The sequence below is a fragment of the Kitasatospora sp. NPDC094019 genome, assembly GCF_044764505.1.
Lineage (GTDB): Bacteria > Actinomycetota > Actinomycetes > Streptomycetales > Streptomycetaceae > Kitasatospora.
The window spans coordinates 110,631-130,769 of record NZ_JBIWIF010000007.1 but is presented as its reverse complement, the minus strand read 5'-3'; the positions used below and the strand labels follow the sequence as shown (position 1 = coordinate 130,769).

The 20,139-nt window shown below is 75.8% G+C and carries 16 protein-coding genes; 14 read left to right on the top strand and 2 right to left on the bottom strand.

The window, feature by feature from the left end; translation table 11 throughout:
• Nucleotides 1–8 precede the first annotated feature (8 nt).
• The gene (locus tag ACIQ9P_RS17765; protein WP_402356151.1) at nt 9–548 is read right to left on the bottom strand and encodes an SRPBCC family protein; all 540 of its coding nucleotides are present in this window, start codon (nt 546–548) and stop codon (nt 9–11) included.
• 253 nt (nt 549–801) lie between these two features.
• Here ACIQ9P_RS17765 and ACIQ9P_RS17760 point away from each other — a divergent pair, with 253 nt between their 5' ends.
• The 11 genes from ACIQ9P_RS17760 to ACIQ9P_RS17710 all read left to right on the top strand — a co-directional run bounded on the left by ACIQ9P_RS17760 (nt 802) and on the right by ACIQ9P_RS17710 (nt 15,678).
• Nucleotides 802–1,608 carry an SAM-dependent methyltransferase gene (locus tag ACIQ9P_RS17760; protein WP_402356148.1) on the top strand — a complete coding sequence of 269 codons (807 nt, stop codon included), beginning with the start codon at nt 802–804 and terminating at the stop codon, nt 1,606–1,608.
• Complete coding sequence (locus tag ACIQ9P_RS17755) at nt 1,605–3,749, top strand: putative bifunctional diguanylate cyclase/phosphodiesterase (protein ID WP_402356145.1); 2,145 nt, start codon at nt 1,605–1,607, stop codon at nt 3,747–3,749. The genes ACIQ9P_RS17760 and ACIQ9P_RS17755 overlap by 4 nt, the downstream gene beginning before the upstream one ends.
• A 394-nt stretch (nt 3,750–4,143) precedes the next feature.
• A complete protein-coding gene (locus tag ACIQ9P_RS17750) occupies nt 4,144–5,040 on the top strand; it encodes a glycosyltransferase family 2 protein (protein WP_402356142.1) in 897 nt (298 codons plus the stop codon).
• Nucleotides 5,040–6,362 (top strand): glycosyltransferase family 2 protein, encoded by a 1,323-nt coding sequence (locus ACIQ9P_RS17745; protein WP_402356139.1) that lies wholly within the window; start codon nt 5,040–5,042, stop codon nt 6,360–6,362. The genes ACIQ9P_RS17750 and ACIQ9P_RS17745 overlap by 1 nt, the downstream gene beginning before the upstream one ends.
• The gene (locus ACIQ9P_RS17740) at nt 6,359–7,732 is read left to right on the top strand and encodes a glycosyltransferase (RefSeq protein WP_402356136.1); all 1,374 of its coding nucleotides are present in this window, start codon (nt 6,359–6,361) and stop codon (nt 7,730–7,732) included. Before ACIQ9P_RS17745 ends, ACIQ9P_RS17740 begins: the two co-directional genes overlap by 4 nt.
• Nucleotides 7,729–9,138: a lipopolysaccharide biosynthesis protein gene (locus tag ACIQ9P_RS17735; protein ID WP_402356133.1), complete on the top strand. Its 1,410-nt coding sequence runs from the start codon at nt 7,729–7,731 to the stop codon at nt 9,136–9,138. The genes ACIQ9P_RS17740 and ACIQ9P_RS17735 overlap by 4 nt, the downstream gene beginning before the upstream one ends.
• Nucleotides 9,135–10,241, top strand: coding sequence for a glycosyltransferase family 2 protein (locus ACIQ9P_RS17730; protein ID WP_402356130.1), 1,107 nt, complete (start codon nt 9,135–9,137; stop codon nt 10,239–10,241). Before ACIQ9P_RS17735 ends, ACIQ9P_RS17730 begins: the two co-directional genes overlap by 4 nt.
• The gene (locus ACIQ9P_RS17725; RefSeq protein WP_402356127.1) at nt 10,238–11,050 is read left to right on the top strand and encodes a polysaccharide deacetylase family protein; all 813 of its coding nucleotides are present in this window, start codon (nt 10,238–10,240) and stop codon (nt 11,048–11,050) included. Before ACIQ9P_RS17730 ends, ACIQ9P_RS17725 begins: the two co-directional genes overlap by 4 nt.
• Nucleotides 11,043–13,052 (top strand): glycosyltransferase, encoded by a 2,010-nt coding sequence (locus tag ACIQ9P_RS17720; RefSeq protein ID WP_402356124.1) that lies wholly within the window; start codon nt 11,043–11,045, stop codon nt 13,050–13,052. The genes ACIQ9P_RS17725 and ACIQ9P_RS17720 overlap by 8 nt, the downstream gene beginning before the upstream one ends.
• The gene (locus tag ACIQ9P_RS17715; protein ID WP_402356121.1) at nt 13,049–14,383 is read left to right on the top strand and encodes a family 16 glycosylhydrolase; all 1,335 of its coding nucleotides are present in this window, start codon (nt 13,049–13,051) and stop codon (nt 14,381–14,383) included. Before ACIQ9P_RS17720 ends, ACIQ9P_RS17715 begins: the two co-directional genes overlap by 4 nt.
• Complete coding sequence (locus ACIQ9P_RS17710) at nt 14,371–15,678, top strand: ATP-grasp domain-containing protein (RefSeq protein ID WP_402356118.1); 1,308 nt, start codon at nt 14,371–14,373, stop codon at nt 15,676–15,678. The genes ACIQ9P_RS17715 and ACIQ9P_RS17710 overlap by 13 nt, the downstream gene beginning before the upstream one ends.
• 13 nt (nt 15,679–15,691) lie before the next feature.
• Here the strand turns inward: ACIQ9P_RS17710 and ribA are convergent, their stop codons facing one another.
• Nucleotides 15,692–16,369: a GTP cyclohydrolase II gene (ribA, locus tag ACIQ9P_RS17705; protein ID WP_402356115.1), complete on the bottom strand. Its 678-nt coding sequence runs from the start codon at nt 16,367–16,369 to the stop codon at nt 15,692–15,694.
• Between the two features lie 319 nt (nt 16,370–16,688).
• On the opposite strand from ribA, the gene gdhA reads away from it, so the two are divergent.
• From gdhA to ACIQ9P_RS17690, 3 genes are all read left to right on the top strand, one after another.
• Nucleotides 16,689–18,068 carry an NADP-specific glutamate dehydrogenase gene (gene gdhA / locus ACIQ9P_RS17700; RefSeq protein WP_402356112.1) on the top strand — a complete coding sequence of 460 codons (1,380 nt, stop codon included), beginning with the start codon at nt 16,689–16,691 and terminating at the stop codon, nt 18,066–18,068.
• 119 nt (nt 18,069–18,187) lie between these two features.
• Entirely contained in the window at nt 18,188–19,060 is an 873-nt protein-coding gene (locus ACIQ9P_RS17695; RefSeq protein ID WP_402356109.1) for a GyrI-like domain-containing protein, read from the top strand.
• A 150-nt stretch (nt 19,061–19,210) separates the two neighbouring features.
• Nucleotides 19,211–20,119 carry an NADP-dependent oxidoreductase gene (locus tag ACIQ9P_RS17690; protein ID WP_402356106.1) on the top strand — a complete coding sequence of 303 codons (909 nt, stop codon included), beginning with the start codon at nt 19,211–19,213 and terminating at the stop codon, nt 20,117–20,119.
• Nucleotides 20,120–20,139 lie beyond the last annotated feature (20 nt).

Below are 20,139 nucleotides of genomic sequence, written 5' to 3'. Positions count from 1 at the left end.
GCTTCGGGTCAGCCCGTGGGGCCGCTGGGACGGGGGTCGGAACCACCGGCCGGACGGGGGCCGGAGCCGTCGGGGCGGGAGCCGTCGGGGCCGCCGGGCGGGCCGGCGACGAGGTGGGCCGCCAGGCCGCGCCGCCCGCGCCGCATCATCACCGCGTGGTTGGCCCGGAACAGCGGCCGGGCGGGCAGCGCCAGCCGGCGCAGCAGCGGCTTGGCCGGGCGGGTGTCCTCCTCGAACAGGACCAGGCTGCCGCCCGCGCCGTCGGCCGCGACCGTCCAGCGCGACCAGCCGGTGAGATCGCCGTCCATGGCCGCCTCCAGCACCCCGGCGGCGCGGTCCCGGCGGACGGAGGTCAGCCCGATCACCAGCCGGTAGGGGAGCAGCGCCCGGACGAGCACCTCGCCCCGCTCCGGCCCGGTCTCCCGGACGGCGAGGATCTCCGGCCACCAGCGGGGATAGCCGGGGACGTCGGCGAGCGCCGTGAAGACCGCCGCCGGTGGGGCGGGCAGTCGCCAGACGCCGCGGAACCGGTAGTGGTTGGGGTCCACGGGGGCACTGTAGCCCGGGTCCGGCCCGCTCCGGCGGGGTTCCCGCGAGGTCCGGCCGGGACCGCGCGAGGAGGACGCGGGGGAGAGGCGAAAGAGACGGAACGGAGACGCAGGGGAGACGGAAGGGAGTACGTCACTCCGCTTGCACGCGTTCGACGTGCAAGGGAGGATCTTGTGTGCTTGTAGTCTCATCAGTCTCAGTCATCACGGCAGACGACTGATTCATCGGAACCGGAACGAAGGAGTCCCGAGGATGCGGCGACCGAACTGGGTACCGGAGGGCACGGACCTGGACAAACCGAACGCCGCCCGGGTCTACGACTACTACCTCGGAGGCTCGCACAACTTCGAGGTGGACCGGGAGATGGCCCGCAAGGCGATCGCCCTCTGGCCGGAACTGCCGCAGATCATGCGCTCCAACCGGGCCTTCCTCCGCCGCGCGGTCCAGTACACCGCCGAACGCGGCATCAGCCGCTTCCTGGACATCGGCTCCGGCATCCCCACCTTCGGCGCCGTCCACGAGATCGCCCGCGCGATCCGGCCGGAGTCCCGGGTGGTCTACATCGACCGCGACCCGGTCGCCGTCGCCCACAGCCGGCTGCTGCTCGCGGAGGACCCGGACAGTCTGGTCGTCCAGGCCGACGTCCGCGACATCGACGACCTGATGTCCCGCCCCGAGGTGACGGAGCTGCTCGCGGACGGCGAGCCGGTGGCCGTCCTGCTGGTCGCCGTCATGCACTTCGTCCAGGACGCCGACGACCCGTGGAAGCTGCTCGCGGTGATCCGCGACGCCCTCCCGCCGGGCAGCGCCCTGGTGCTGTCGCACGCCTCCCTGGAGGGCCGCCCCGACCAGGCCGAGGACCACCAGCGGCTCTACCGGATGACGCCCACGCCGCTGACCATGCGCACCGTCGAGCAGATCACCGGTCTGTTCGCCGGCTTCGACATCGTCGAGCCCGGCGTCGTCTACCTGCCGCAGTGGCGCCCGGACCAGCCGGAGGCCGTCGGCGAGCACCCGGAGCGGATGACCGGGGTCGCCGGCGTGGGGTTCCGCCCGTGACCGAAGCACCGGGACCGAGCAGCGGCGCCGAACGGTTCCACGAGGACTGGGCGCGGCTGCTCTCCGGTGACCACGGGACGGCTGTCCACCCCGGCCTGCTCGGACAACTGGTGTCCGGCACCGCCGGGCTGCTCAACCGCGCCCAGCTCGACGACCCGTTCGAGCCGCACCTGGCCGCCGAGGCCGGCGCGCAGCTGGTCGAGGCGCAGTTCACCGACCCGGTGGTGCTGGCCCGGGCGCTGGAGCTGCTCCAGCGGCAGCCCTCGGCCGACGGTCGGGGGCCCGCGCTGTGCGGCGCCTTCGCGGCCGGCTGGGCGGCGGCCCTGCGCGAGCGCACCCTGCGCGAACAGGAGGCCATCCGCACCGCCGCCGACATCGCCCGCCGGGAGGCCGAGAAGGCGCTGCGCGCCTCCGAGGCGCGCTTCCGGGCGCTGTTCGAGAGCGCCGCGATCGGCATCGGCATCGGCGACACCGACGGCAACATCCTGGCCGTCAACAAGGCCCTCCAGGAACTGTTCGGGGCCGGCCCGGAGGACATGATCGGCCGCCGGGTCGGTGACCTCGTCCACCCCGAGGACGGTGACGGCGTCTGGGACGTCTACGAGGAACTGGTCAGCGGCAAGCGCGAGTACTTCCAGTTCGACAAGCCGTACTACCGGCAGGACGGCGAGGTGGTCTGGACCCACCTGACGGTCTCGCTGATCCGCGACGACGACGGCACCCCGCAGTACCAGGTCGCGATGCTGGAGGACGTCACCGACCGCTACCGGCTCCAGGAGCGGCTGCGCCACCAGGCCACCCACGACCCGCTCACCGGGCTGCCCAACCGGGCCGCGTTCTTCGAACGGCTGGAGAAGCTCTTCGAGGATCCGGACCCGGGCGCCCGGTTCGGGCTCTGCTACGTCGACCTCGACGGCTTCAAGGTGGTCAACGACAGCCTCGGCCACGACACCGGCGACCAGCTGCTGGCCGCCGTCGCGGCCCGGCTGAAGGCCGCCCTCAGCCCGCTCGGCCACCTGGTGGCCCGGCTCGGCGGCGACGAGTTCGTCGTCCTGCTGGAGAACAGCCGCGGCGAGCAGGAGGCCGTCGCCGCCGCGAAGACCGTGCTCAAGGCACTGGCCGGGCCGGTGCTGATCGGCGACCACAAGCTCGCCGTCGGCGCCAGCGTCGGCGTCCTGGAGCGCCGGGTCTCCACCACCACCCCCGGCGCCGCCGTGCGGGCCGCCGACCTGACGCTCTACCGGGCGAAGGAGGCCGGCCGGGGCCGCTGGACGCTGTTCGACCCCAAGGAGAACGCCCGCGCCGTCTCCCGCTACGCCGTGTCGGTGCGGATGCCCGCCGCGCTGGACCGGGGCGAGTTCTTCATCGACTACCAGCCGCTGTACGCGCTGGCCGACGGCCGGCTCGCCGCCGTCGAGGCGCTGGTGCGCTGGCGCCACCCGCAGCTCGGGGTGCTCGGCCCGGACGAGTTCGTGACCACCGCCGAGGAGACCGGGCTGATCATGCCGCTCGGCCGCTGGGTGCTGGAGCAGGCGTGCGGTCAGGCCGCCGACTGGGTCAAGCGGTTCGGCGACGCGGCGCCGCAGCTCAACGTCAACCTGGCGGTCCGCCAGGCCCGCAGCGCCGCCCTGGTCGGTGACCTCAACCGGATCCTCGACAGCACCGGCCTGGACCCGGCCCGGCTCCAGCTGGAGATCACCGAGTCCACCGTGGTCGGCCCCGAGGACGAGGCGCTGCGCACCCTGCACGGGCTGGTCGACCGGGGCGTCTCGCTGGCCGTCGACGACTTCGGCACCGGCTGGTCCAATCTCGCCTACCTGCGCGACCTGCCGGTCTCCGGGCTGAAGATCGCCGGGTCCTTCGTCGGCGACCTGCACGACCCGGCCAAGGACGAGGAGACCGGCTGGCGGATCGTCAGCGGTCTGGTGTCGATGGCGCACGCCCTCGGGCTGACCGTCACCGCCGAGGGCGTCGAGACCCGCCGGGACGCCGAGCGGCTGCGGGTCATCGGCTGCGACTGGGCGCAGGGCTGGCACTTCGGGCGGCCGGTGCGGCCGGCCGAGATCGCCCGGCGGATCGCCGAGGAGCCGCAGGGCCGCCCGGTGGCGGTCCGGGGGCGCGCGGTGACGCACGGAGATTAGTGTCGAAAACCGACATAACACCCTTGACGCGGTGAGCCGTCCGAGCGCACGATGAGGTCCTGGCAGTCCCCGCACCGTCGGTGCGGGATCCCCGCCAGTACGACGGACCGGCGCTTTCCCGGCGCCCGGGACCAGCGGTGCGCACCCCCTTCGGCCGCCCGGTTCCCGGCGGTCGCCCGACGTCCCACGGTCCGTCGACCGGCCCCCTCGGGGCCTTCTCCCGGGGTTCGTGCCCTGCGCATCCGTCTCGCACCGGGCCCACCCCGTCCCACCGGGCCGCGCCGCGCCTCCGCGCCGGGCGCGCCCGTCTCAGCCAGGGGCCGCGCCGCTCCCGCCGTCCACCGGTCCGTCCGGCGCCGCGCCCACCACCTCTTCGCCGAGAGGCCGGCTTTCGATGAGCACCACCGCGCCCCCGAGCACCCATCCGCACGCCCCCACCGGGCCGGACGGCCGACCGCGCCCCGGCTCCGACACCCACCCGCGCCGCCGCGCCGCCGACCGCGCCGGGGACGAGGCCGCCGCCGGCCCCCGGCCGATGCGCCGCGCCGACGATGTGGTCGTCACCCGTCACACCGTCAGCCTGGTCGTCCCCGCCCGCAACGAGGCCCGCAACATCCCCTGGGTGTTCGAGCAGATCCCGCGCTGCGTGGACGAGGTCATCCTGGTCGACGGCTCCTCCAGCGACGCCACCGTCCCGATGGCCCGGCACTGCCTGCCCGCCGTGCGCAGCGTCGCCCAGAGCGGTCCCGGCAAGGGCAACGCCCTGCGGACCGGCTTCGCCGCCGCCACCGGCGAGTACATCGTCATGATGGACGCCGACGGCTCCATGTGGCCCGGCGAGATCCCGCACTTCCTGCACTTCCTCGACCACGGCTACGACTTCGTCAAAGGGTCGCGCTGCATCGGCGGCGGCGGATCGCTGGACCTCACCCGGATCCGTTCGCTCGGCAACCGCGCCCTGCTCGCCGTCGCCAACCGCCTGTACGACGCCCGCCTGACCGACCTGTGCTACGGCTACTGCGCCTTCCGCCGCTCCTTCCTGGACGCGCTCGACCTGCGGTCCGCCGGCTTCGAGATCGAGGCCGAGATGACCGCCCACGCGCTGCGCTCCGGACTGCGGATCGCCGAGGTGCCCAGCCTCGAACTGCCCCGCCGCAGCGGCCGCTCGCACCTGCACGCCGTCGCCGACGGCCGCCGGGTGCTGCGGACCCTGATCACCGAGCGCCCCGGCGCCCGGACCCCGGCCGTCGCTCCGCGTGAGCGGCCGGCCGCTCCCGCGGAGGAGCGGTGATGAAGGGCTCCGACCGGCGCACCGACGCGGCCGCTCCGTGCACCGCCGCCCGTGACGCGCTGCGCGCCCCCGTCCGCGTCGTCGACCTCGACCTGGACGAGCCGAGCGGCCTGCGCTCGCCCGGCGGCCTCGGGGCCGAGGACCCGGTCGGCCGGGTGCTGGCGCTGGTGCGGCTGCACGGGCACCCGCTCGGCCTGGTCACGGCCACCGGAACGGCCGGCGGCACCGCCGCGCTGCGCCGGGCGCTGGTCGACGCCGCCCACCGGGAACTGCCCGTTCCCGCCCTGTCCACCGCGACACCCGCGGCGCGCCCGAGTCGGGTCGCGCGCGCCCGGGTGCCCGCGGGCCCGGTCACGGTCAGCGTGGTGATCTGCACCCGCGACCGGACCGCCTCCCTGCGGAGCTGCCTGGACTCCCTGCTGCGGACCGGCTATCCGCACACCGAGGTCCTGGTCGTCGACAACGCTCCGCACGACGACGCCACCGAACGCCTCGTCGCCGCGCGGTACCGCGACCGTGTCCGGTACCTGCGCGAACCCGTGCCCGGGCTCGCCCGGGCCCGCAACCGCGGCCTGGCCGCGGCCAGCGGCGAGGTGGTGGCGTTCGCCGACGACGACCTGATCATCGACGCCGGCTGGGTCGACGCGATCGCCGCGACCTTCCGCGCCGACGACCGGATCGCCTGCGTCACCGGGCTCGTGCTGCCGGCCGAGCTCGACACCCCCGCCCAGGCCGCCCTGGAGCAGTACGGCGGCTACGCCCGGGGCTTCGCCGCCCGCGACTGGTCGCTGCGCCAGCGGCCCGACGACCCGCTGATCCGGTTCTCCGTCGGCCGCTTCGGGTCCGGCGCCAACATGGCCTTCCGGACGGCCGTCGTCCGGGGCTTCGGCGGCTTCGACCCGGCGACCGGCGCCGGCACCCCCGCCCGGGGCGGCGAGGAACTGCTCGCGTTCTTCCAGACCCTCGACACCGGCCACACCGTCGCCTACCAGCCCGACGCCATCGTCTGGCACCGCCACCCGCGGACCGCCGACGCGCTCGGACGGCAGGTGTTCAACTTCGGGGTCGGCTTCGGCGCCTACCTGACGGCCGCGGTCACCCGGCGGCCCGGCGTCCTGCTCGAACTCGCCCGCCGGCTCCCCGGCGGGGTGCGGCAGTGGCAGCGGGTCCGTCGGCACCGGGCCCGCTGCGCCCCGACGGGCCGGGAGGACGCGCTGCTGCGGCTCGGGCGCCGTGAGCTCGGCGGCATGCTGGCCGGGCCGTTCGGCTACGCGGTCAGCGTCTGGCGCCAGCGCGGGTGGGACGACGGGGGTGTGTCGTGACCGCCGTCCGGCTGGCCGCGGCCCCGCCGGTCCCCGTACCGCCGCGGCCGGCCCTGCCGGTGCCGGCCCGGGTGATGGACCTGGACCTCGACCGGCCCGGCGGCCCCTGGGCGCCCGGGCGCTCGGGGCCCGCCCGCCGGCCGGACCGGGCGGTGCCGTCCGTGGTGGCCCTGGTCCGCCGGGCCGGACGGCCGCTGGGCCTGGTCGCGCTCGGCCCGGACGGGGCGAGCAGTACGGGCAGTACGGGCAGTACGGACTGGGCGGACGGGGGTGCGGTCGACCTCCGCGCCCGTCTGGTCGCCGCCGCCGAGCGGAAGTTCGGCCCGGGCGCCGGTGGAGCCCCCACACCCGCCCCGGCCGACCGCACCCCGCCGACGGTCACCGTCGTCGTCTGCACCCGGGGCCGCCCCACCCTGCTCGCCGACAGCCTGCGCGCCCTGCTGCGCACCGACCACCCCGCCACCGAGATCCTGGTCGTCGACAACGCCCCCGAGGACGACAGCACCGAACGGCTGATCCGCGGCCTCGCCCCCGGCCGGCTGCGCTACCTGCGCGAACCCGTGCCCGGCCTGGCCCGGGCCCGCAACCGGGGCCTCGCGGCCGCCCACGGCGAGATCGTGGCCTTCACCGACGACGACACCCTGGCCGACCCCGCCTGGGTCGGCGCCCTGGCCGCCGCCTTCCGCGCGGACCCCCGGATCGCCTGCGTCACCGGCCTGGTGGTGCCCGCCGAACTCGACACCGAGGCCCAGGCGCTGTTCGAACGCTACTGCGGCTTCGGCAAGGGCTTCGCCCCGCGCGACTGGTCCCGGCGGACCGACGCCGCCGACCCGCTGTTCCCGTTCGCCGCCGGCCGCTTCGGCACCGGCGCCAACATGGCCTTCCGCACCGGGGCACTGCGCCGGCTCGGCGGCTTCGACCCGGCCACCGGCGCCGGCACGCCGACCCGCGGCGGCGAGGACCTGCTCGCCTTCCTCGGCGTGCTGGCCGCCGGACACACCCTGGCCTACCGGCCGGAGGCCGTCGTCTGGCACCGCCACCGCCGCACCCGGACCGAGCTCGAAGCCCAGATCCGGGGCTTCGGCATCGGCCTCGGCGGCTACCTGACCGCGGCCGTGGTCCACCGGCCCGCGCTGCTCGCCGAACTGCTGCGCCGGATCCCGGCCGGCACCCGGCACGCGCTGCGGCGGGCCGCCGCCCCCACCGTCCCCGCCGCGCCGGCCCACAGCGACGGCGCGGCGGGCCCCCGGACCGACCCGGAACTGGCCCGACTCGGCCGGATCGAACTGCGCGCGCTGCCCCTCGGCCCGGCCGGCTACCTGGTCGGCCGGGTGCAGGACCGCCGGTTCCGGGCGGGGAGCCGGTCGTGATGCTGCTCCCGGCCCCCCGCCCGGTCGCCGACCGCGCCTGCTCCTGTCCCCGGCCGCTGCCCTGCCAGTGCACCTACCGGACCCTGCTGGCCGCCCGCGCCCGCGCCGCCCGGGCCGCCGGGACGGACCGCGCCACCCGGGCGCTGCGCGCCGTCCGGCCCGCCGACGCCCTGCTGCGCAACGGACACCTGCTGCTGCTCAGCTCCGTCCTCGCGGCCGCCCTCGGCGCGGTGTTCTGGCTGTTCGCCACCCGCTGGTACAGCGCCGAGGCGGTCGGCCTGAGCTCCGCCGCCGTCTCCGCCGCCGGACTGCTCTCCGCCATCGGCCGGTTCAACCTCAACGGCGTCCTGGTGCGCTTCGTCCCCGTCGCGGGCCGGGGCACCCGCCGCCTGGTGGTGCGCTGCTACGCGGCGAGCGCGATCGCCGGGGCCCTCGCCGCCGTCGGCTTCCTGCTGCTGATCCCCCGGATCTCCCCGAGCCTCGGCTACCTGCGGGAACCCCTGCTGGCCGTCTCCTTCGTCGTCGTGACCGCCGGTTACTCGCTCTTCGTGCTCCAGGACGGCGCGCTCACCGGCCTGCGCCGCACCGGCCTGGTCGTCGGCGAGAACGCTTGCTTCGCGCTGGTCAAGGCAGGGGCCCTGGCGATCTGCGCCGCGCTCGCCATCAGCACCGGGATCCTCCTCTCCTGGGCCGCGGCCCTCCTGCTGACGGTGCTGGTCACCAACGTGGTGCTGTTCCGCCGGGCCGTCCCGGCCCACGAGCGGGCCCCCGTCACCGCCCCGCCGCTGCCCCCGCGGATCGCCCGCTACGCCGTCGCCGACTACCTCGGCAACCTGGCCGGGATCACCGCGTGCAGCGTCGTCCCGCTGATGGTCCTGGCCGCCCTCGGCGCCGACCGGGCCGCCTACTACGCGCTCGCCTGGGTGATCGCCGACAGCCTCTACATGGCGGCCTACAGCATGGGCAGTTCCCTGGTCGTCGAGGCCGCCAGGGAGCCGGAGCGGCTGGCCGAGCACGCCCGCCGGATGTTCCGGCACACCGGCGCGATCGTCCTCGCCGCCGTGGTCGTGATCGTGGCCGGAGCGCCCTGGCTGCTGCGGCTCTTCGGCCCCGGCTACGCCGAGCACGGCACCACCGCGCTGCGGTTGATGGCGCTCTCCGCGCTGCCCACCGTCGTGCTGAGCCTGGCCACCGACGTGGCCCGGGCCCGCCGCGCCCTGCGCTGGATGATCGGCCTCCAGGTCGTGTACGCGGCGCTGGTCGTCGTCCTCGCGGCCGTCCTGCTCCCCGTGTACGGCCTGGCGGGCGTCGGCGCCGCCTGGCTGATCGCCCCGAGCGCCCTCGCCCTGCCCCTCCTGGCAGCCCTGCCGCGCTGGCTGCCGTCCACCGACCGGAGACCGCGATGAACACCCGGCGACCCGAGACCGCGACGAACACCCGGCAGGCCGAGGCCGTGACCGGCACCCCACGGCGCGCGGAGGCGCCGCCCAGCACCCTCTCGGTCGTCGTGTGCAGCTACACCACGGACCGCTGGGACGACCTCACCGCCGCCCTCGACTCCCTGGCCGCACAACGGCGCCGGCCCGACGAGACCGTGGTCGTGGTCGACCACTGCCCCGAGCTCACCGCCCGGCTGGCCGACCGCCCGGAACTGAGGGTGGTCGAGAGCACCGAGCCGCCGGGCGTCTCCGGTGCCCGCAACACCGGGGTGCGGGAGGCCCGGGGCGAGGTGCTCGCCTTCCTGGACGACGACGCGGTGGCCCGCCCCGACTGGACCGAGGCCCTGCTCGACGGCTACCGCGACCCGGCGGTGCTGGGCGTCGGCGGCCGGGTCGACTCCTGGTGGGAGACCGGCCGGCCCGGCTGGTTCCCGCCCGAGTACGACTGGGTGGTCGGCTGCTCCTACCCCGGCGCGCCCGAGGACGCCGGGGCGGTGCGCAACTTCATCGGCGCCAACATGTCCTTCCGGCGGGCCGCGGTGGTCGCCGCCGGAGGCTTCCGCGGTGACCTCGGCCGGATCGGCACCAGCCCGTTCGGCTGCGAGGAGACCGAGCTCTGCGTGCGGCTCACCGCGCTGAACCCCGGCGGTGTCCTGCGCCACCAGCCCGCCGCGGTGGTCCGCCAGCATGTGCCGCCGGCCCGCACCGGCTGGCGCTACTTCAGCTCCCGCTGCTACGCCGAGGGCCGCTCCAAGGCCGTGGTCGCGCGGCACGTGGGCGCCCGGTCCGCGCTCTCCAGCGAACGGCGCTACCTGCGCCGCACCCTGCCGGTGGCCGTGTTCCGCGCGGTGCGGCACGGGCGGCTGCGGGCGGCCGGGGCACTCGGCGCCGGGGCCGGTCTGGCCGCCGCCGGGTACGCGACCGGGTACGCCACCGGCAGGCTCCGCCGTCCGTCCGGTCCGGGGACCCCGGACACCGACGCGAGCACGAACGCGACAGCGACGGCGACGGCGACGGCGACGGGGACCGCGAGCGCGACCGGCGCCGCGGCGCCGGGGACCCGGCCATGACCCCGGTCCCGGTCTTCCTCTACCACTCGGTGTCCGACCACCCACCGAACTGGATCGCCCCCTGGACCGTGACCCCCGACGCCTTCCGCCGCCAGCTCGACCGGATCACCGAGGCGGGCCGGCCGGTCGTCCCGCTCCGGCGGCTGGTCGCCGCCGTGCGCGGTGGCCCCCCGCTCCCGCCCCGGGCGGCGGTCCTCACCTTCGACGACGGCTTCGCCGACTTCTACTGGACGGTCGCCCCGCTGCTGGAAGAGCGAGGGCTGCCCGCCACCCTCTACCTCACCGTCGGCGCCGTCCACCCGCCCGGCGGCCGCCCCACCGGCAGTCTGTTCCCGCCCGCCGACATGCTGAACTGGCGCCAGGTCGCCGCCCTGGACGCGATGGGCGTCGAGATCGGCGGCCACTCCGTCACCCACGCCCAGCTGGACACCGTCGGCCCGCGGCAGCGCACCGAGGAGATCACCGGCTGCAAGCACCGGCTGGAGGACGCGCTCGGCCACGAGGTCACCGCCTTCGCCTACCCCCACGGCTACTCCAGCGCCGCCGTCCGCCGCCGGGTCGCCGAGGCCGGGTGGACCTCGGCGACCGCGGTCGAGAACAAGTTCAGCTCCGCGGCCGACCACGTGCTGCGGCTCTGCCGGCTGATGGTCCGGGCCGACACCCCCGACCGGGTGTTCACCGACTGGGTGGCCGGCCGCGGCGCCCGCACCGGACCCGTCCCGGAGGGCCTGTACACCCGGTACTGGCGGGGCTACCGGCGGCTGCGCGCGGCGGTCGGCAGCCCGGTGGGGGGACCCTCCGATGGTTGACCAACTGGCCGGGTCACGGCACCCGGACGCCACCGGCCCGAGTCCGGCCCGGGGCCGCCCGACCCGGCGCGCCCACCGCACCGCCGCGTTCCCCGGCGCCCTCGGCGGCCTCGGCCCGCTCGCCCTCTTCGCCCGGCTCGCCCTGCCGACCGCCGTCCTGCTCTGGCTGCTGGCCCTGCCCCGGACCAGGACCGACCGGATGGGCGCGCTCGGCCTGGTCGGGGCCCTGCCGGTGCTCTACTGGGCCGGCCTCGCGCTGCTGACCGCCGGCTTCACCGCCGTGCTCGCCGAACGCGGCGCCCGGCGCCGCTGGGCGCCCGGCTACGTCCTCGCCCTGATCGCCTTCGTGCACGCCACCCCCACCCTGCTGTACCCGGAACTGCGCTACGCCTGGGCCTGGAAGCACGTCATGGTCGTCGACGCGATGTTCCGCCACGACGGCGCCGTCCCCGACGCGGGCGCGCTCGACGCCTACAACCAGTGGCCCGGCTTCTTCCAGCTCAACGTGCTGTTCCTGCGCGCCACCGGTCTGCACTCGGCGCTCGGCTACGCGGCCTGGTACCCGGTGCTGGCCAATGTGCTGCTGCTCGGGCCGCTGCTGCTGGTGCTGCGCACCGTCACCACGAACGGGCGGCTGGTCTGGGGCGGGGTGTGGATCTACTACAGCGCCTCCTGGGTCGGCCAGGACTACTTCTCCCCGCAGGCGTTCTCCTACCTGCTCTTCCTCGCCGTGCTCGCGCTGGTGCTGCGCCGCCTTGCGGCCGGGCGGCCGCCGGCGGACGGCTCCGGGCCGGAAGGACCACCGGGGGCGGCGGGCGAGCGGGGTCCGGCGGCCGGCGGCGCCCGGGCGATGACCTGGAGCACCGACCTGCCCCGGCACGGCGGCTGGCGCCCGCTGCCGTTCGCCCTGGTGCTGGTGCTGACCGCGGCCATCGTCTGCTCCCACCAGCTCACCCCGCTGATGCTGATCAGCGCGCTGGTGATGCTCGCGATCCCGCGCCGCAACCGCCGCGTGGTGCTGCCCGTCCTGGCCGCCGCCGTCGCCCTGACCTTCGCCTGGGACGCCACCGTGGCCCGCCCCTACCTCTCGAAGAACCTCGGTGACCTGGTGGCCGCCCTCGCCTCGCCGGACAACAACGCGCTGCCCGGCCTGCAACGGCTGGCCCGGCCCGCCGAGGCGCAGGTGTTCGCCTCCTGGGTGGACCGGGGGCTGACCGCCGCCGTCCTGCTGCTGGCGCTGGCCGCCCTGGTCCGCCACCGCTGGGTGCGGCGGACCAGTCTGCCGCTGCTGCTGGCCGCGCCGGTGCCGCTGTTGCTGGCGAACAGCTACGGCGGTGAAATGGTCTTCCGGGCCTATCTGTTCGCCCTGCCGGCCGCGGCGATGCTCGCCGCCACGCTGCTGGTCCCGGCCGTCCCGGCCGTCCCGGCTCCTGGCGGGACCGCTCCCGGCGGCGCCCCCGCCCCCGCCGTGGCCCGGCGGCCCGGTCCGGCCCGCTGGGGCCTGACCCTGTTCGCCCTGCTCGGCCTGCTCTTCGGCCTGGTCTTCGGTTACTACGGCAAGGAGGCCATGAACCGCTTCACCCCCGGCGAGGCCGCCGCCGTCCGGTACATCGCGGCCACCGCCCCGCCGGGCTCGCGGATCGTCTCGGTCACCGCCGACCTTCCGGGCGGCGAGGTCCGCTACGACGAACTCGGCCGCACGGCCCTGGCCTCGGGCACGCCGCAGGACCGCCTGCTGCTCGTGCGCGACCCGGCCGCCGCGGTGGGCGCCGCGCTGGCCGACCCGACCGTCACCGGCCCGTCCTACCTGGTGCTGACCCAGGCCCAGGCCGCCGAGTGCCGACTGACCGGCGTGCTGCCCGCCGACACCGTGGACCGGGTGCGGGCCGTGGCGGCGGCCTCGCCGTCGCTGCGGGTGGTGTTCGCCGACGGAGACGCCGTGGTCTACCAGTACTCCGCCCGGACCGCCGGCCCGGGCCCGACCGAGGGAGGTGGCCCGTGACGAGGTCCTGGTCGCCGACGGCGCGCCGGGCGGCGCCCGCCCTGCTGGGCTGGGCGGCCGTCGCCGCCACGGCGCTGCCCGCCGGCTCCCCGCCGAGGGTCGCGCTCACGGCCGCCTTCGTGCTGGCCGGGCCCGGCGCGGCCGCCCTGGCGGGGCGCCCGACGATCGCCCGGGCCGCCGGGCCCGACCGCTGGGCCGCGGGCGTGCTGGTGCTCGCGCTCAGCCTCGCGCTGGCCTCGCTGACGACGGTCGGGCTGATGCTGGGCGGGGTGTTCTCGGTCCGGACGGCGCTGGTGGTCCTGGCAGCGCTGAGCACACTGCTCGCCGCCCTGCCGCTCCGGCCGCGCGCCTCGCGTACCCCGCGTGCCCCGCGTACCCCGCGTGCCCCGCGTACCCCGCGCGCCTCCCGCAGACGCGGCACCTCCCGTCGCGGGCGGACGGCCGGGACGACGACCGCCGTCGCCCTGCTGGTGCTGGTCGCCGCCTGCTCGGGCTCCGGCGGCGGACGGTCGACCACGGCCGGCGCGTCCGGAGCGGGCGGCGGTGGGTCCGGCCCGTCCGCCGCCGGGGCCGCCCTGCCCGCGGGCGCCCCGCCGCTCCCGGCCTCGGCCGCCCCGTGGCACCTGGCCTTCGACGACCGTTTCACCGCCGCGGGCCTCGACCGTTCGAAGTGGACCACCTGCTACGACTGGAACGACCACGGCTGCACCAACGCCGGCAACGGCGAGGACCAGTGGTACCAGCCGGGCCAGGTCCGGGCGGGCGGCGGCCTGCTGACCCTGACCGCGCAGCGCCGCACGGCGGCCGGCACCGACGGCCGGTCCCACCCGTGGGTGTCGGGCATGGTCAGCACCGGCCGTGACTCCTGGAACGCGCCGCCCCGGCACACCTTCACCTACGGCTACTTCGCCGCCGCGATCCAGGTCCCGAAGGACCCGCACGGCTTCTTCCCCGCGTTCTGGCTGATCCCGGCGGAGAGCCGGGGCACTCCGCCGGAGCTCGACATCGCGGAGTTCCCGAACACCGACCAGTACGCCCAGATGTACCTGCACTGGCGCGCGGAGGACGGCTCCGACCAGCACGTCGGCCAGACCGCGGGCCCGGCCGACTTCTCGGCCGGCTTCCACGTGTTCGCCGTCGACTGGCAGCCCACCGAGGTGACCTGGTACGTGGACGGGACGCCGCGGTTCACGGTCAGCGACCCCGCCCGGATCCCGGACGTCGCGATGGAGATCGTGATCGACCTGGCCGTCGGCTACCTGGAATCGCCCCCGTCCGGTACCGACTCGGCGGCCCTGCAGGTGAAGTGGGTGCAGGTATGGCAGCACTGACCGGCCTCCGCCGCCCGGTCCCGGCCCTCGCCCTGGACCGGTCCGTCCCCGCTCTGCTGGTGAAGGTGGGGCGCTATCCGCAGTCGCACAGCGCGGTCGGCGCCGTCCGCTCGCTCGGCCGGCTCGGCGTCCCGGTGTACGCGATGGTCGAGGACCGGTTCACGCCCACCGCGCTCTCCCGCTACCTGGCCGGCGCCCTGGTCTCGCCCAGCACCGGACGGGAACCCGCCGCCGAACTCGCCGCCCGTCTGGGGGAGGCCGCCCGCGAGGTCCGGCGGCGCACCGGCCGTCGGGCGGTGGCGGTGGCCACCGACGACGAGGCCGCCGTCCTGCTGGCGGAGCACGCCGCCGACTACGCGGTCGACCTCCTGCTGCCGCCGGTGCCGCCGGGACTGCCCCGGCGGCTCGCCGACAAGGCGACGCTGCACGCGCTCTGCCGCGCCACCGACACCCCCGCCCCGGAGGCATGCGCCCCGGCCGACCGGGCCGAACTGCTCGCCGCCGCCGACCGGTTGGGCTTCCCGCTGGTCCTGAAGAACCGCGCGCCGTTCAGTCGGCTGCTGCACCCGGCGGTCGGCCACACCACCGTGGTCCGGGACCGCGCGGAACTGCTGGCCCGGTGCGGGCCGGACATCGGGCCGGACGCCGGTCCGCTCGCGGTGCTGGCGCAGGAGTACCTGCCGGCGGAGGGCGCCGAGGACTGGTTCACCCATCTGACCTGCGGCCCCGGCGGGGAGCCGCTGGCGGTCTTCACCGGCGTCAAGCTGCGCTCCTGGCCCCCGGGCGGCGGCGTGACCACCCGGGCCCGGGCGGTCGCCAACGCCCCGCTGGCGGAGCTCGCGGCCGGGTTCTGCCGGCGGATCGGGTACTGCGGTGTCGCCGACCTCGACTGGCGGCTCGACCCGAGGGACGGCCGCCACAAGCTGGTGGACTTCAACCCCCGCGCCGGCGCGCAGTTCCGGCTGTTCGAGACGGTGGACGGGGTGGACGTGGTCCGGGCCCTGCACCTGTCCCTCACCGGCCGGCCCGTGCCGGCCGGCGAACAGCGCGACCGGGGCTACGCGGTCGGCCAGCTCGACCTGCTGGCCGTGGCGTCCGCCGTCCGCCACGCCGGGCGCCCGCCGGCCGGCCTGCGACCGCGCCGGGGGACCGAACGCGCCTGGCTCTGCCCGGACGACCCGCTCCCCGCCGTCGCGGAGGCGGCCCGCTTCGGCACCCGCGCCGCCCGCTTCGCCCTGCGCACCGCCACCCGCCGCGCCGCTGTCCACCGCACGGCCGACCGCCCTCCGGCCTGAGCACGGGCCCGGTTCAGCCCACCAGTCTCGGCAGCTCGATCGAGTGCCCCGTCCGCTCCACCTTGGCCTTCAGGTACCGGACGTTGCTCTCGGACAGGTGCACGCCGGTCGGCACCCGGAGCTCCACCGTGACGCCCAGGGCGGCCAACTGCGCGGCCTTGTCCGGGTTGTTGCTCAGCAGTTCGATCCCGTCGACACCGAGCGCCCCGAGCATCTGCGCGGCCGCCGTGTAGTCGCGGCCGTCCTCCGGAAGTCCGAGCGCGGTGTTGGCGTCGTACGTGTCGAGGCCGGAGTCCTGCAGGGCGTACGCGTCGAGCTTGTTGTAGAGCCCGATGCCGCGCCCCTCCTGGCGCAGGTACAGCAGGTAGCCGCCGGCCTCGGAGATCCGCTCGACCGCCTCGCGCAGCTGCGGCCCGCAGTCGCAGCGGTCGGAGCCGAACACGTCCCCGGTGAGGCACTCCGAGTGCAGCCGCACCAGCGGCGTGCCGCCCTCCGGCACGGTGCCGAGGGCGAGGGCGAGGTGTTCCGCGCCGTCCGTCAGTCCGTGGAAGGTGAACACCTCGGCCCCGGCCCGGTACCCGTCCGGGAAGGTCAGCGGAATCCGCACCCGCGAGCGCACCCGGGCGCCGTCGGCGGCCCGCGCGGCCTGCGGGGAATGGTTCTGCTGCTCGGGCAGCTGCACCTGCGGCATGGGCTGGACCTCCGTGACGGACGGTTCTCCTGGGACTCGGCTCCCGACGGTACTAGGTAGTTCCAATTTGAACAACAGTCCGCCGGGGGTGTACGGAGGGTTGGCGGTGCTCACGAACCGAAAGCCGAGGTCGGCCACCATGCGAGAGGGGCGGACAAACGCGGGCGAGCGGTGCGACACTGACGCGTGCGAGCGGTCCTGGGTCGCCGCGCCGGTTCGACGGCGCGCCGCGACGCCCTCAATGGCGAGGGGACCGCCGGCGTCTCCCCCGGTGGGGAGCGCCTGTCTTTCGACCACCCCCATGGAAGGTGCTCACAAGATGCCGGCCACCCCTGTGCCCGTCGGGTCCCACGACGCCGAGAACCCCGCCATCGAGTCGCTGCTCGCGGACGTGCTGCGCCGCAACCCCGGCGAGCCCGAGTTCCACCAGGCCGTGCGGGAGGTGGTGGAGACGCTCGGACCGGTGCTGGCGGCACGGCCGGAACTGGTCGAGGCGCGGATCGTCGAGCGGATCGCGGAGCCCGAGCGGCAGCTGATGTTCCGGGTCCCGTGGACCGACGACCGGGGCCGGGTGCACGTCAACCGGGGCTTCCGGGTCGAGTTCAGCAGCGCGCTCGGTCCCTACAAGGGCGGGCTGCGGTTCCACCCCTCGGTGAACCTCGGGATCGTGAAGTTCCTCGGCTTCGAGCAGATCTTCAAGAACGCGCTGACCGGCCTCGGTATCGGCGGCGGCAAGGGCGGCTCGGACTTCGACCCCAAGGGCCGCTCGGACGCCGAGATCATGCGCTTCTGCCAGTCCTTCATGACCGAGCTGTACCGCCACCTCGGCGAGCACACCGACGTCCCGGCCGGGGACATCGGCGTCGGCGGCCGGGAGATCGGCTACCTGTTCGGCCAGTACAAGCGGATCACCAACCGCTACGAGGCGGGAGTGCTGACCGGCAAGGGCATCGGCTGGGGCGGTTCCCTGGTCAGGACCGAGGCCACCGGCTACGGCTGCGTGCTGTTCACCGCCGAGATGCTGCGCGCCCGCGGCGAGGAGCTGGACGGCCTGCGGGTCGCCGTCTCCGGCTCCGGGAACGTCGCGCTGTACGCGATCGAGAAGGCCCAGCAGCTCGGGGCGACCGTGGTCACCGCCTCCGACTCGGCCGGCTTCGTGGTGGACGAGAAGGGCATCGACCTCGACCTGCTGAAGGAGGTCAAGGAGGTCCGGCGCGGCCGGCTCACCGAGTACGCCGAGCGGCGCGGCAGCCACGTCAAGTACCAGGAGGGCACCGGGGTCTGGGGGGTGCCGGTGGACGTGGCGCTGCCCTGCGCGACCCAGAACGAGCTGACCGGGCCGGACGCGCTGGCCCTGGTCCGGGGCGGGGTGCGGGCCGTCGCCGAGGGCGCCAACATGCCGGCCACGCCCGAGGCCGTGCGGGTGTTCCAGGAGGCCGGGGTGGCCTTCGGCCCGGGCAAGGCCGCCAACGCCGGGGGGGTCGCGACCAGCGCGCTGGAGATGCAGCAGAACGCCGCCCGCGACGCCTGGTCCTTCGAGCGGACCGAGGAGCGGCTGGCCGCGATCATGCGCGACATCCACGCCTCCTGCTACGCCACGGCGGAGAAGTACGGCCGCCCCGGGGACTACGTCCTGGGCGCCAACATCGCCGGCTTCGAGCCGGTGGCGGACGCGATGCTGGCGCAGGGCCTGGTCTGACCCACCCGTCCCGGGCGGCCCCGGCCACCCGACCGGAGCGGGCACGGGATGTCGGGTCCGGCCGGGTGGCCGCCTCCTACGGTGAGGAGCACAGGAACGGAAGGACGGGACGGGCACCGATGCTGGAACGGCTGAACCAGGCCATGGAGTACATCGAGGAGCACCTCGACGGGACGGTCGACGCGGCCGAGCTCGCGCGGATCGCGACCACCTCGGAGTACCACTTCCGGCGGCTGTTCTCGGCGCTGGCCGGCATGCCGCTGTCGGACTACCTCCGGCGCCGGCGGCTGACCCTCGCGGGGGCCGAGGTGCTGGCCGGTGAGCGGACGCTGCTGGACGTCGCGGTCCGCCACGGCTACGGCTCGGGGGAGGCGTTCGCCCGGGCGTTCCGGGCGATGCACGGCGTCGGACCGGGCGAGGCCCGGCGGCACGGCGCGGTGCTCGTCTCCCAGCCCCGGATGTCCTTCCGGCTCGTCGTCGAAGGGAGCAGCAGCATGGAGTACCGGATCGTCGAGAAGCCGGCGTTCAGGATCGTCGGGCGCAGGGCCAGGGTCCCGTTGGTGCACGAGGGGGTCAACCCGGCCATCGCGGAGTTCGTGAAGGGGATCGGGCAGGAGGGCGCGGAGCGGATCGCCGCGTTGTCGGAGCAGGAGCCGCGCGGGATCCTCTCGGTCACCGAGTTCTTCTCGGACAGCCGGGCGGAGGGCGTGCCGCTCGACTACTACCACGCGGTGGCGACCGGGACCGGGGCCGAGGTGCCGGAGGATCTGGACGTGCGGGAGGTCCCGGCCGGGACCTGGGGGGTGTTCCGCGTCACCGGGCCGTTCCCGCGCGCGCTGCAGGAGCTGTGGCGGGACGTCTTCACGCAGTGGTTCCCGTCCAATCCGTACGAGTTCCGGCCGGGGCCGGAGATCCTGCGGGTCGGCGTCCTCGCGGAGGTGGCGGAGACGGAGGCCGAGCTCTGGATCCCGGTGGCGCGGGCGGCCGACTGACCGGGCTCGCGGCGGCCGGCTGACCGGGCTCACGGAGGCCGGGACGGCGGGCCGGGCCCGCCCGCCCGTTCGGCCCACCAGGACCGGCCCGCCCGCCACCCCCGCCCGCATGCTGGGGCGGGGGTCGTCGAGCGGGAGAGTGGAGCCGGCATGGCCAAGGCGTTCGGATTCGTCGACTACGGCGGCCCGGAGAACCAGGAGTTCCTGGACCGGCCCGCCCTGGAGCCCGGCCCGGGGCAGCTCGCGATCGCCGTTCGGGCGGCCGGGGTGAACCCGGTGGACTGGAAGGTCCGCCGCGGTCTGCTCGGCCGGGAGCGCCGACTGCCCTTCGTCATGGGCTCGGAGGCGTCCGGTGTGGTCGAACGGGTCGGCCCCGGTGTCACCGGGTTCACGCCCGGCGACGAGGTGTTCGGCCTGGTGGCGGCGGGCGCGTACGCCGAACAGACCCTGCTGCTGGCCGGATCGAGCGCGCTGAAGCCCGCGAGGATCGGCTTCGACCAGGCCGCCACCCTGCCGGTCGCGGCCGCGACCGCCGACGACGCCGTCCGCGACATCGGTGTCGGCTCCGGACAGACCCTGCTGATCCTCGGGGTCTCCGGCGGCGTCGGCAGCGCGGCCGCGCAGATCGCCCGCAGCCGGGGGATCCGCGTCGTGGGCACGGCCGGCGACTCCAACCGCGCCTACGTCGAGTCGCTGGGCGCGGTCCAGGTCCGGTACGGCGAGGGGGTCGCGGACCGGATCCGGGCGGTCGCGCCGGACGGCGTCGACGGCATCCTCGACCTGGTCGGCGGCGAGGACGTCCGGGCCGCCGCGGTGACGCTGGCCGACCGGTCCCGGCTGGTCTCCACCACCGACCCGGCCACCGCCGACGAGCTCGGCGGCCGCTACATCACCCGTTCCACCACCCCGGACACCCTCGCCGCCCTGGCCGGGCTGGTGGCCGCGGGGGAACTGGACCCGAACATCTCCGCCCGCTACCCGCTGGCCCACGCCGCCGAGGCGCTGGCCCTGGTCGAGTCGGGGCACGCGCGCGGCAAGATCGTCCTCGAAGTGGGCTGACACGGGGCCGGGCGGCGGGG